This window comes from Pedobacter cryoconitis, from assembly GCF_003259615.1.
In the GTDB taxonomy this organism is placed as follows: domain Bacteria; phylum Bacteroidota; class Bacteroidia; order Sphingobacteriales; family Sphingobacteriaceae; genus Pedobacter; species Pedobacter cryoconitis.
Genome location: NZ_QLLR01000045.1, coordinates 23,711 through 35,067 on the forward strand (window position 1 = coordinate 23,711; position 11,357 = coordinate 35,067).

An 11,357-nucleotide genomic window follows, 5' to 3' on the forward strand; every position below is an offset into this window, starting at 1 on the left:
CTAAGTAATTATTACAAATTCTTATTAGTTACAAGAAACTGTACAATTTGACATGTCAGCAGTTGTACCTGGTTGTACAATTACTTCTTTTTTACCACCTTTAACGGCTTTCAATTGATCGTCGTTTAATTTTGCGATTGTTTTTTTGTCTAATTTTAGTGGGCTAAATTCTCTTTTCATGGTTCTAAATTTTAAGTTTTATCTCTACTCTTTTTAGGATTTTCGAGTTCCTCCTATACCCGCGCGTATATTTTTAAGGATTCCTGGTACTTGTGTTAATCACATCAAGATTCCTGTTTTCACCTAGTTTTATTTTTAGTTTTAAAATTTCTTCGTAATGTGCCTGATCATCATTGAAATTTAATTTTTGAAAGGCTATTATTAAGCTATCCAGCAAATGAACTTTAAGAAAGTCAAAGGACTCATCTACATCATCTTTAAAGAAGGTGTTTACCTCTTCAATAAAAACGCTATAATCATCTTTTACCAGGTTCATTTCTGTTTTTATCCAGGCATTGATCAGATAACGTTCTTCAGTAAACACTTCCATTGAAAAAAGTGGTTTTAATAAGCTGAAAAAGGATTCTTTGTAACCTTCAAGATCTTTGTTTTTATTTCTGGAGATTTTATCAATGCTGGATTTAAAATAATAATAGGCGTTATATTCCCGTAAGAATTCCATTTCCCCCCACAAACTCTCGTTATTAAAGGCATTGCCATGAAGATGCTTTGATACATTTCCGTTGAATAGATAATCTAGTATACCGCTTAATATCTGCTGAGCTTTTTCATGCTGATCAGCGTTAATATACAGGGTTGCCAGGTTGGAATGTTGTAAGATCATTCTAAAAAGAAAAGAATCTAAATGATGTACAGTTATCAATTCATCAATTCTGGATATAGCTTCAATAATTAAAGATTCGGCTTTTAGAAGTTCACCAGAACGGTATAGGAGAAGGGCTTCAACTGGAAAAAGCCATTGTTCAATATATTTTCTATACAGTACATCATCAAATTCCGCTATTTGTAAGCTATAGGTTAAGAGTTGCTGCTCAATTTCTTCATAAGAACTTCGCTTCTCATTGATTACTCCTGACAGATTATTAATATTGGTCGCTAAATCAAATGCCCGTTCAAATAAATCATGGTTATTTAAAATACCCCTGGCTTCATTTCTGGAAAGCTCTATATATAACTTCGACGCATTGTAATCGTACAAAATATCATTTGTAGATACGGAATCGTAAATAGAAGTCAGGACTGATTCAATTTTAGCTGTCATAATTAATTTGCTCTGTTTTTCTCGTCAAATCTTATACTCTTATTCGCACCTTTTACTTTATTATTTCCAAAATTGTAGGTTAAGCTTAGCGTAAGTGTTCTGGCATCGTAATAGTTATCAAATGTTGTTATTGAATTACTGTAGGTTGTATAGCCACGGCCTCTGTCTGATTTAAAAACATCATTCGCAATAGCACTGAATTGTAGTTTTTTATCAAGAAAAGACATCTTTACTCCCGGGGCAAATTCATATGATCCTTTAATCAGCGAGTTTCCTTTGTTGTATGGGAAGGTTTGCCAAAAATTCATCAATAAGTAGAGTGTCTTACTTTTATTTAATGAAATGGTATTATTGGTGGTATAATAAACGGAAAAAGATTCCTGTCCGACAATTTGTGGTAACAGCCCTTTTGTTTTAGTGTAATAGGCGTTTACATTTATAGATGTTTCCCATATTTTAAAGAAAGTATCAAAATAATTTATAGTCAGGCCTGTGTTGTTTTCATTATAATAATTCTGATAACTTGTAATCTTATATCCATTATCAAATTCGACAACCTGCCCATAATTATTCCTGCCATATTGATTGTAAAGGGTAAAGGATAATGTGTTTTTATAGGAATATCCCAGTTCAACATTGTCATTATAGGAGGGCTGTAATAGAGGGTTTCCTTCTGCATAAGTATAGGTGTTTGAATACCATCGGTATGGGTTAAGCGCTCTGAAAAATGGTCTGTTGATACGTCTGGAATAATTTGCAGAAAATACATTGTCTTTATCGGGCGTATAGGATACATACATTGAAGGGAATAATTTTCCGTAATTATTTTTTGTTTTAGTCTGAGTTGCTGGCAATATTCCTTCAATGATTGAATATTCATATCTTAAACCTGCTTTAGCAGACCATTTTTCATTAAAGTCTTTTTCCAAACTAATATATCCTGCAAGATTTTGTTCTTTATAATCGAATAGGTTACTGTTGGCAGGATTGATAACATAATCGTTATTCAAAAAATTGAAATATTGAATGTCAGAACTGTTTTTGAATAGGGTATATTTTGCTCCTGTTTCTAATTTTGCCCATTTATATGGCAAAGTAAGATCTGCTTGTCCGGACCATATATTATAATCTATTTTACTATAATTCCTAATGGTCGTAGATTGTAAAGAATTTGTATTTAATGTTTTGAAATTTATTCCATTCTCCTGAATATTTGAGAAATAATTACCGCTTATACTTAATGTTTTTCCTGTGCTGTCAAGCTTCAGGTCGTAATACAAGTTTAGCGTATTAGCAGGGATTTTATACCGGTGCTCGGCATAGGTAGTTAACAGCGAGTCTGGTGTTTGCCCGGTTTTATAAATGGAGGAATTGTTAATATCCATATTAACATGGCCTCTGCCGAAATCATAAATGACCCCAATTTTTGATTTATCGGTAAGTTTATAATCCAAACTGAAATTTGCCCCAAGCCCGTCATTCATGTCAACTCTGTTGTCAACACTAAAAATAGAATTCTGACTTTCGACACTGGTCCTTTCAATGGATTTTTTCTCCCTGTCGTAATGTCTTAATTTTAAAGAAGCACTTAATCTGGAAGATTGATAGTTAAAGACGGCATTGTTCAGATAGCCATTTAATGATTTCCGGACATAGGTAGAAGATAGGTTTCCGCTCCATCCCAGATTCGGGTTTTTCTTTAACACGATATTAATTATACCACTATTACCTTGTGCTTCATATTTTGCCGGTGGGGTAGTGATAACTTCAATTTTGGATATATTATCAGAACGCAGAGATTGCAGGTAGTTCACGAGTTCGCTGCCGGAAAGGTTAATCATTCGCTCATTTACCATGACCGACACACCACTTTTCCCAACAATAGAAATGCCATTATTCTTGTCAACTCTTACCATCGGCGTATTGTTCAGCGCTTCTGTAGCGTCCATGCCCTGTGAGGCAATGCTGTTTTCTACGTTAAAAACAAGGCGGTCAATTTTACGTTCTATCAGTTTTTTCTTTCCACTTACAACTACTTCCCTCAGTTCTTTTGATTTGTTTTCAATTTGTATGATCCCAAGATTAATGTTTTGTGAAACGGATATGTTTTTATAGAAAAAAACTTTTCCAGGATAATTTATTTTTAGTGTGTATTCACCTGGTGCTGCAGTAACTGTGAATTTTCCTGAAACGTCGCTTAGGGCTCTTTTTACCAGGATACTGTCAGCTTTTTTATAGAGTGCGATTTCTGAATATTCTAAGGGTTGTTTATCGCTATCCTGAACTATTCCTGATATGTTAATTTGTTGAGCATATACTTTCGAAATGCTGACAAGACATAAACAAAGGGATAGGAGGGCTGTAAACTTGATTTTCATTAGGTTTTCTTCGTTACTACCGATAGATGAACCATCTTTTAAATCAACAAAAGGTAAGGCAATTGCAAACTCAGGTTTATTCATAGGTCCTCAATCTTTATCTTTTAATTAGAAAAAGTTCAAATCTTTCGATTTTAATTTGGTTAGATGTTTTTTGAAAAACTATAATGAATTCCCCTGTGTTTTAAATCGCACTGGGGAATGGTTTATTATTTGTTTTTCATATCACAATATACAGGTTAATTTAAATAACACAAAAAAAATATAATAAATATTTATTTGGCTGTTTTGTTGTATTGTTTTCATGAAACGTTAATATGATGTTACCACCTTCATGATATGCTGAGGGCTTAACACAGGCGATAATTGTGTTTTTTTTGCTAGGATTGAATTAAGAAAAATATTTAGCAAAGCTTAGGGTTAGCTTAATAAATAAGGAGATACTATTCTTAAAAACAACTAAAACTATTTCTATTCTTCTGGGTTCTTACATGGAAAAAATCTAGAACATATGGAAAGCAACAAAGAAATCATTGATGATCTGAAAGGATTGGTCAACATTGTTAACGATGGAAAAGAAGGGTATGAGTCTGCAAGTGAAACTACCGATAGTATTGAACTGAAAGGATTATTCTTAAAATACTCGGCTCAGCGTGCAGGTTATGCGATGGAACTTAAAGAGCATATTGCTCAGCATGGGGGAGATTCTGATAATGAAGATGGCGGGTTACTGGGAAGTTTACACCGTACCTGGATTGATATTAAACAAGCTTTAAGCAGTAAAGAAGATGCCGCTATCCTTGGCGCAATTGAAACTGGTGAAAAAGCTGCAATAGAGAAATTTGATAAGTGCCTGGAAGACTATGCTTCTCATGCTGATCATATCGGATTACTGCAAAAACAACGTACTGGTATTCTGGAAGCCCTTAGAGAAATCGAAACTTATCATCAGCGTCTGCCAAAATAGATCTGTGTATTAATCAAAAAATGTTATGCCCGAAGGCCCGTCAATCGTCATATTAAGAGAACTTGTACAAGAACTTCATTTAGAAGGTACTTCCATTACCAATGTGGTAGGTGATACGACTATTGATAAGGACCGGATGCTGGATCAGGAAGTTATTTCCTTTAAAAGCTGGGGCAAACATTTTTTGATCTGTTTTAAGGGATTTAGTTTACGTATTCATTTCCTCATGTTCGGGAGCTACAGGATTAATGAGCGAAAAGACAGACCTGTAAGATTGGGGTTGGTTTTTGAAAATGATGAGCTCAATTTTTATACCTGCGCTTTGAAATTCATTGAGGGAGATATAAATCTGACTTATGATTGGTCTGGTGATGTGATGTCAGATCAATGGGACCCGAAGTTGGCTATAAAAAAGCTTAAGGAAAACGGAGATAGCTTGGTTTGTGATATACTATTAGATCAAAATATATTTTCTGGCGTTGGAAATATTATTAAAAATGAAGTATTGTACAGAATAGGTGTACACCCTTTAAGTACAGTGGCTGGTCTGCCTCCTGGTAAATTGAAAGAATTGGTCAAAGAGGCACGTTTATATAGTTTTGATTTTTTGGAATGGAAAAAGGCTTTTATCCTTAAAAAGAAATGGTTAGTGTATTCACGTAAGGTTTGCCCTATGGGTCATCCTGTGGAAAAGGAATATCTTGGTAAAACCAAGAGAAGCACTTTTTTCTGTGAAAGGTGTCAGAAATTGTTTTCCTGACATTCGTTTAAAAGACTGCTCAAACAAAATCTGATATAGATTTGTTACTTAAATGACTGATTTTCAGTAAGAATAAGATGAGGGTTTTTGAGCGTGATTTCTTAGGTAACTATCTTATTATTAGAATAACAGTCTGCCTGTTGTTGTTAAGTTCTTGTGGGGTTAGACGGACTACGGTTAATACATCACAAGTTGCTGCAAATTATCCTACCCAAAGTTCTATAAATGCACGGCCTGATATTCAGCCGGAGCCTTTGAAAAATCTTCCTGAACTAACCAGAAAAGAGAAAGCACTTCGCGCAGCGTTTATTGATGTTCTGGAAGCACGGTCGGCCGATTTACCTTTTTCTGATCTGATCAATCGTATTTACGAAAAAAAGGGTTATCAGCCGATGCTGGTTCAAAAGTTCTTTTCTGATCAGCAATTGCAAACGCTTTCTGATTATCTGGATAATTCTATAGCGCATGGATTAAATCCTGAACAATTCTTTGTTACGGGGTTAAAATATCAGCTGGATGAAGTAATCCACCAAAAATCATCGGATACTGTAAGAATCCAGCGCAGTTTAGCTAAGCTGGAATTAGCGGTTGTTAATTCATTAATCCGGTATAGTATGGCAATGCAGTATGGGGTGACGGATCCGGCTAAGGTTTATAAAAATTACGCGATGCCAACTTTAATTCCTGATAGCAATTCAGTGACCAGTATCTTTGAAGTAGTAAACCTTAAAACTTACCTGGATAGTATACAACCAAAAGAAAAAACTTACCTGGCTTTACAAAAAGTATTAAAACGGCTGGATGCGGATACCACTGATAAAGGAAAAGATAGTGTTAAGATTATCATACGGCAGAAAGTGGTTGTGAATATGGAGAGGCTAAGGTGGAAGAATAAGCCTGCTGAACAAAAATTTGTAGCGGTAAATATTGCTGATTTTAGTTTGGATGTAATGGATAAGGACAAATCAATATTACATATGAAGGTTTGTGTGGGAGAACCTGGAGATAAGCAAACGCCTCAGATTGGAAGTATGATCCACAGCGTCCAGATTAATCCGGTATGGAATATCCCTCAAAGTATTGCACGGAATGAGATTTCCAGGTATGCTTCAGATGATAAATATTATCTTTCTAATAATAATATCAAAGTTTTTAAAAAAGGTAAACTGATCAGAGATCCGGAATCTATTGACTGGTCGGTTATTGATGTTCGCGATTATTCTTTTCAACAACAACCGGGAACGAAAAATTCGTTGGGCAAAATCAAATTTCTTTTTAAAAATGGAAGCAGTATTTATCTGCATGATACCCCGGTAAGAAGTGTGTTTAAGCGAGGGATGCGGGCAATCAGTCATGGCTGTGTTCGGGTAGAAAAGCCTCTTGACCTGGCTTTTACGTTATTCGGGAAAGGTGAAAAGTATGATCAGCTGAAGAAGGGGATGGAAAGTGGTTATCCGCGGGCAAAGTTTATGGGTTTACCTCAGCAGATTCCAGTCCGGTTATTTTATTATACAGCCTGGCTCAATGATAAAGGGGGAGTCCGGTTTGGTAAGGATATTTATGATCTTGATCAATTGGTGTACGAAGCAATGCAGCAAAAACAATTTTGATCTTGAAATATATTGGTCATCCTGTTGTAGTTCTTAGCAGGATGACCAATTTATTTTATGTTTGTTTTTCCAGAATAAGTTGCCATTTGTATAGAAATTCTAATTCGTCTATTTTGACGAAATTATTCTTTTGCAGCAGTATAAAGGATGCCTGGTCAATTTTAGTGGTATGTGCAACTATCGATTTTACCTGGTGCTGTGCCGATGCCCATTGAATCATCCCGTTTATTGCTTCTTTCATGTATCCTTTTTTTCGGAAGGATTCATAGATACCATATCCGATTTCAATTTCTTCTGCTGCGTTCGGTTCTCCTATAAAACAAAGGTCACCGATCAGGTGATTTGAATCTGCCGCTATGATTACCCATAATGTAGTGTAGAGGTAGTTAGTTTTACTGTCATTTATTTTAGGAATTATAGTTTGTTCAACTGCTTCCTGAAGTTCATATGTAATTGTTCTTGGAATATAATGTGTTTGAAATTCTTCCTCTAAAGATCCGTCAGTTAGGGTGTATTTTTGAAGTTGTTGGAGAGTTAAGGGCTTAATAATTAATCTTTTTGTAGTTACCATTTCCTGGTTTGGCTAATTTCGGCAGAGAATCAATGTCAGGATGACTGCCGAAATGGTGATGTTCTGTTTCTTGTCTGTTTTTATTTAATAATGTAGCCTCATTATTGTAAACATATCGTTTAGCTATGCTGCGGGCATGGTTTGATGAATTCAGAAAAGTGTAAGTGATTTTTTGGCCTATGATCTCGCTATTGTATTTTGACAGTAGATAAATTTCATTTTTTAAGGTATACAAGAAATCATCTCCCTCTGAATTCAGGGATAGATATATTTGCCGTCGGATAAAGGCTAAGCGATGTACTTGTTACAAAATCATAATTTCAAATATATAAAAACAAAATTAACTTTCTGATTTTTTGAAAGATTTCATCATATATAAGCTGTAACCCAAATTAATTTCCTGTTAGAATTTGAATAGTTAATGGTTTGTCTTTGATGGTTGCTTTAATCATGATGTAAATATGTTGTAAATCCTTATTATTGTTAAACTAAAAGTAGAAATATAATGTATGCGCATCATAAAAAGTTTATGGATTTTTTATAAAAAGCTTGTTATCCCTTCATTGGCATTATCAGTTCTGCTGGGTTTTTTTGGAACATCTCTGGTCAGGATTACCACTGGAATAGGAATTTCCTACATTATTCTCACACCTGTTATTCATTATTTCATTTATGAGGTAAACAATACCAATGAATATTATTTCTACCATAACCTTGGGCTCAGTAAAGTGTCTCTGTGGGTTAATACTATAGTTATGAGTCTAATGGTTGGTTTTGCATTTTTATGTTTATGAGTGGTTTACACGTTGATAGTGTAAGAAAGCATTTCAGATTCAGACAAGTGCTGAGTGATGTTTTCATTTCTTGTAAGAAAGGGGAGGTGATCGGGCTATTAGGAAGAAATGGATCTGGTAAATCAACTTTGTTAAAGATTATTTTTGGATCATTAGCTGCGGAAAATAGATTCATAGCTATCGATGACATTCCGAAAAATGGCTTGTTTGAGAGTAGGGGCTTAATAGGTTACCTGCCTCAGGAGAGTTTCTTGCCAGGACATATTAAGATAAAAAGTATAGTATCATTGTATTGTGACAGGAATCAGGCAGCTATATTATTTGATCATGATCTGGTGAAACCGTTTCTTGGAAAAAAAAGCCGTGAATTATCTGGTGGTGAAAGAAGAATGATAGAAGTTTTAATCATGATTTATTCAACAGCCAGCTATTTATTATTTGATGAACCTTTTAATGGAATAGCACCAATTTATATAGAGAAAATTAAGCTCCTGATTCAAGAACATGCTGTGAAAAAGGGCTTTATCGTTACCGATCATGATTATGCTAATATTTTGGCTATTTCATCGCGGGTGATTATGTTGCATGATGGTGCGGTGAAAAAGATCGAAGGGTTAAATGATTTAGTTGATTTAGGTTATTTGCCTGAGAAGTATGATATTGAACTTGAAAAAATTACATTTACATAAGTTATATCATTATTGTATTTGTTATTGACCTCATTTTATGAAAAGACGTTCGTTTGTAAAAGCCTCCCTGATGACCAGTACGGCTGCAATTATTTCTCCTGTAATAAGTAACGCTATGGTTAAAGATGATCAACATGAACCTGCTGAATTTTATGAGCTAAGGGTTTATACTTTGAAAGATGATATTCAGCAAAAATTGGTGGAAGATTTTTACAGTCAGGCAGCTATACCGGCGTTTAACAAAGCAGGGGTAGAACATGTAGGTGTTTTTACCGAGTTAAAGCCAGAAGGTCAGACCAGGTTATTCGTATTGATTCCTTATCGTAGTCTCGTTGATTTCAATGAAGTTATTGTCAAACTGGAGAAGGATAAAGTATTCCAGCAAAAGGGTGCTCTTTATTTGACTGCTCCGGCAACAGCTCCTGCTTATGTACGTATTGAAAACTCGATCATGAAAGCATTTGCACATTCTCCTAAAATGATAGTGCCACCAAATAAGTCCCGTATTTTTGAATTACGTCAGTATCAGAGTGCAAGTGAGGCAGCGGGAAAGAAGAAAATCGAAATGTTCAATGATCAGGGTGAAATTGATATTTTTAAGCGCTTAGGTTTTAAGCCTGTATTTTGGGGGGAAACGGTGATTGGGCCGTCAAGACCAAATTTGACGTATATGGTAACTTTTGACGATCTTGATAGTAAAGCACTTCACTGGAAGTCTTTTGTCGATGATGCACAATGGAAAAAAATAAGTACTGTTGATGGTTACTCAGATGCGTTATTGGTAAATAAAATCACATCAACTTTGTTATTGCCAGCCGCTTATTCGCAGGTGTAAAGCTTTATTTTTTCTTACTCACTGTCAACGTCCTGTTTTTTACAAAAGAAATGAACTTTTCACCATAAGATTCTCCAATTTTAATAAACAAATCACCTTCCATCTTTAAATTTGGGCCACTAATTGTCTTAATGTGCCTCATGGAAATAATAAAACTGCGATGTACCTGGATGAAGTTATTATTATCTTCTAATAGGGTTTTCATATCACTTAGCTTTAAATAAGCGACGATTTCGGCTTTTTCAGTATAAATTTTAATGTAGTTGTGGAGACTTTCAATCGCGATAACTTCATTAAAGTTTATTTTTGTTGTGTTCAGGTCTTCGCTTTTGTTTTTTACAAAGAAGAAGTCGTGGTCATTTTTTGATTTTTCCTCATTTACCGGTTCTTCATCTGGAAAAAGTCTCTTAATTAATGAGGTGAATTTTAGTATTGTAAAAGGTTTTAATAAAAAGCCATCGGCATGTACCTGAAATGCCTCGTAAGCGTATTGCATATGCCCGGTTATGAAAATCAGTTTTTTCGTTTTTCCAACTAATTCTTTTGATAATTCTAATCCAGAAATAACGGGCATTTCAATGTCCATTATAATGAGATCAATAGGAACCTTGTTCGTAATATTGTTTAAAGCAACGACCGGGTTTGAATAAGACTCAACCAGATTTAGATTAGGAATAGAATCAATATATGTTTTTAATAATTCAATGGTATGAAGTTCATCCTCAATTATTATACAATTATACATGGTAGCTTATCTTTTTGGGGGTAGTTAATACGAAAGTAACATTTTATTAAGGAATAAAATCGGGTTGAGCAGTAAAATATGTAGTTTCAGCAAGCTTCCTTTGGGTTACAGATAATACATTTCAGGTTAATAAACCTTAATATTATTTTTGACGTAATTAATATATTTGAAAATTAAGTTGCCGGGCTTAAAATTTATTTTATTGATTATTAGTTAAAGTATAATAGGAAAGCAATTTATTAGTTAATGCTTATCTGATTAGATTTTAGCACTAAATACCTTAGAATATACTCTCCGTTTTTTACTCAGAGGTGTGTTTAATTCTTTAGGAAAGGATATTTTAAGGTTAAATACGGCAAAGGAAAATTGTGAGATTTAAACTAGGATTATCCTTTGCTGGAATTGCAACATTAAAGTTGACATTTAGTTAAGCGGCAATATTTTGTTTATTTAAGTTTCTACCAAATTCTTCTGGGGACAAGTACCCCAGTGTAGAATGTAATCTTTTACGGTTATACCAAGTCTCTATATATTCAAAAACGATGAGTGCTGCCTGCTCTTTGTCTGTGAACTTATGCTGATACACACATTCAGCTTTGAGCGTCTTGAAGAAGCTCTCCGCTACTGCGTTGTCCCAGCAATTTCCTTTTCTGCTCATGCTTCTGATGATCAAAGGATTTTTTTCCAGTAAGCATCTGAATTCGTTGCAAGCGTACTGAACTCCGC

The 11,357-nt window shown here is 34.6% G+C and carries 11 protein-coding genes; 5 read left to right on the top strand and 6 right to left on the bottom strand.

Annotated elements, in window-relative coordinates:
• Positions 1-24 precede the first annotated feature (24 nt).
• From LY11_RS25090 to LY11_RS25100, 3 genes are all read right to left on the bottom strand, one after another.
• Positions 25-180 (bottom strand): class I lanthipeptide, encoded by a 156-nt coding sequence (locus LY11_RS25090; RefSeq protein WP_111636341.1) that lies wholly within the window; start codon positions 178-180, stop codon positions 25-27.
• A gap of 73 nt (positions 181-253) precedes the next feature.
• On the bottom strand, positions 254-1,282 hold the full coding sequence (locus LY11_RS25095) for a hypothetical protein (RefSeq protein ID WP_111636342.1): 1,029 nt from the start codon (positions 1,280-1,282) through the stop codon (positions 254-256).
• 2 nt (positions 1,283-1,284) lie between these two features.
• Positions 1,285-3,744: a TonB-dependent receptor domain-containing protein gene (locus LY11_RS25100; protein ID WP_111636343.1), complete on the bottom strand. Its 2,460-nt coding sequence runs from the start codon at positions 3,742-3,744 to the stop codon at positions 1,285-1,287.
• Between the two features lie 427 nt (positions 3,745-4,171).
• Here LY11_RS25100 and LY11_RS25105 point away from each other — a divergent pair, with 427 nt between their 5' ends.
• From LY11_RS25105 to LY11_RS25115, 3 genes are all read left to right on the top strand, one after another.
• Entirely contained in the window at positions 4,172-4,627 is a 456-nt protein-coding gene (locus LY11_RS25105; RefSeq protein WP_111636344.1) for a ferritin-like domain-containing protein, read from the top strand.
• 25 nt (positions 4,628-4,652) lie between these two features.
• Entirely contained in the window at positions 4,653-5,387 is a 735-nt protein-coding gene (locus tag LY11_RS25110; RefSeq protein ID WP_111636345.1) for a DNA-formamidopyrimidine glycosylase family protein, read from the top strand.
• Positions 5,388-5,464: 77 nt separating this feature from the next.
• Positions 5,465-6,997 (top strand): L,D-transpeptidase family protein, encoded by a 1,533-nt coding sequence (locus LY11_RS25115; RefSeq protein ID WP_111636346.1) that lies wholly within the window; start codon positions 5,465-5,467, stop codon positions 6,995-6,997.
• A 55-nt stretch (positions 6,998-7,052) separates the two neighbouring features.
• Here the strand turns inward: LY11_RS25115 and LY11_RS25120 are convergent, their stop codons facing one another.
• Positions 7,053-7,568 carry a GNAT family N-acetyltransferase gene (locus LY11_RS25120; protein ID WP_111636347.1) on the bottom strand — a complete coding sequence of 172 codons (516 nt, stop codon included), beginning with the start codon at positions 7,566-7,568 and terminating at the stop codon, positions 7,053-7,055.
• 790 nt (positions 7,569-8,358) lie between these two features.
• On the opposite strand from LY11_RS25120, the gene LY11_RS25135 reads away from it, so the two are divergent.
• Both LY11_RS25135 and LY11_RS25140 read left to right on the top strand, forming a co-directional pair.
• Complete coding sequence (locus tag LY11_RS25135) at positions 8,359-9,051, top strand: ATP-binding cassette domain-containing protein (RefSeq protein ID WP_111636353.1); 693 nt, start codon at positions 8,359-8,361, stop codon at positions 9,049-9,051.
• A gap of 37 nt (positions 9,052-9,088) precedes the next feature.
• The gene (locus tag LY11_RS25140; RefSeq protein ID WP_111636350.1) at positions 9,089-9,886 is read left to right on the top strand and encodes an NIPSNAP family protein; all 798 of its coding nucleotides are present in this window, start codon (positions 9,089-9,091) and stop codon (positions 9,884-9,886) included.
• A 4-nt stretch (positions 9,887-9,890) separates the two neighbouring features.
• Here LY11_RS25140 and LY11_RS25145 read toward each other — a convergent pair whose 3' ends face one another.
• Positions 9,891-10,631: a LytR/AlgR family response regulator transcription factor gene (locus LY11_RS25145; RefSeq protein ID WP_111636351.1), complete on the bottom strand. Its 741-nt coding sequence runs from the start codon at positions 10,629-10,631 to the stop codon at positions 9,891-9,893.
• 427 nt (positions 10,632-11,058) lie between these two features.
• Positions 11,059-11,357, bottom strand: a 299-nt coding sequence (locus LY11_RS25150) for an IS3 family transposase (protein ID WP_146610855.1), incomplete at its 5' end; no start/stop codon positions are given.

Coding starts and splice junctions, on each gene's coding strand:
- LY11_RS25120 (WP_111636347.1), bottom strand. CDS start 7,568: ATGGTAACTACAAAAAGATTAATTATTAAGCCCTTAACTCTCCAACAA.
- LY11_RS25145 (WP_111636351.1), bottom strand. CDS start 10,631: ATGTATAATTGTATAATAATTGAGGATGAACTTCATACCATTGAATTA.
- LY11_RS25100 (WP_111636343.1), bottom strand. CDS start 3,744: ATGAATAAACCTGAGTTTGCAATTGCCTTACCTTTTGTTGATTTAAAA.
- LY11_RS25095 (WP_111636342.1), bottom strand. CDS start 1,282: ATGACAGCTAAAATTGAATCAGTCCTGACTTCTATTTACGATTCCGTA.
- LY11_RS25140 (WP_111636350.1), top strand. CDS start 9,089: ATGAAAAGACGTTCGTTTGTAAAAGCCTCCCTGATGACCAGTACGGCT.
- LY11_RS25090 (WP_111636341.1), bottom strand. CDS start 180: ATGAAAAGAGAATTTAGCCCACTAAAATTAGACAAAAAAACAATCGCA.
- LY11_RS25115 (WP_111636346.1), top strand. CDS start 5,465: ATGAGGGTTTTTGAGCGTGATTTCTTAGGTAACTATCTTATTATTAGA.
- LY11_RS25110 (WP_111636345.1), top strand. CDS start 4,653: ATGCCCGAAGGCCCGTCAATCGTCATATTAAGAGAACTTGTACAAGAA.
- LY11_RS25105 (WP_111636344.1), top strand. CDS start 4,172: ATGGAAAGCAACAAAGAAATCATTGATGATCTGAAAGGATTGGTCAAC.
- LY11_RS25135 (WP_111636353.1), top strand. CDS start 8,359: ATGAGTGGTTTACACGTTGATAGTGTAAGAAAGCATTTCAGATTCAGA.